Annotated in this window: 1 protein-coding gene; it reads left to right on the forward strand. The window is 45.5% G+C overall.

Annotated features, from left to right (window positions below):
- Positions 1–671: YoaK family protein (locus SPADD19_RS02430; RefSeq protein WP_164905821.1), on the forward strand; the 671-nt coding region annotated here is incomplete at its 5' end.
- Positions 672–682 lie beyond the last annotated feature (11 nt).

Raw genomic sequence — 682 nt, forward strand, 5'->3', positions numbered from 1 at the left:
AGTTTCATTCGCGGACCAAGGCGTTCGCTTGTTTATTGACCATGTGTGCTGGTTTTTCAGATGCTTATACCTTTATTTGTCGGGGTGGGACCTTGGCGGCAGGCCAGACGGGGAATGTGGTCTTTCTATCGGTTGGTTTGATCGGCCAGCAGATCTCAGATGTAGAAGTGAAGTTAGCCACGATGCTGGCCTTTATGCTGGGGATCTTTTTAATGACGGTCTTGCGTCGCTTGATTGATAATTCAGTCTGGCGCTTGAGTACCCTAGTGCCCTATATCCTCACAACTTTGGTGACGGGATTTTTGCCAGCATCGGTAAAAAATGTCTTCATCGTGCCTTTTTTTGGCCTGAGTTTGGGAATCGTAGCGACCTCATTTGGAGAAGTAGGTAGCTATGCCTACAACCACTCTTTTATGACCGGAAATCTCAAGAAAACCATGGTAGCTTATGGAAATTTTGTTAGAGACAGGGAGATGAAATTCCTCTGGGAAGCCATCTTTATGACCTGCTTGATCGGGAGTTTCGTCTGTGGGGCCATTTTTTCGACCTACTTGATCCAGTTTTATGGACTAAAGACGATTTGGCTGGTGGCCATCATCTTGACCATCTTTTTAATCTATCGGGCCATTCAATATTTTGAAGTCTTTCACTTCAATCGGCGGCATGAATAGATAATGGAGGC

The organism is Streptococcus parasanguinis, from assembly GCF_001578955.1.
Classification (GTDB): Bacteria; Bacillota; Bacilli; order Lactobacillales; family Streptococcaceae; genus Streptococcus; species Streptococcus parasanguinis_U.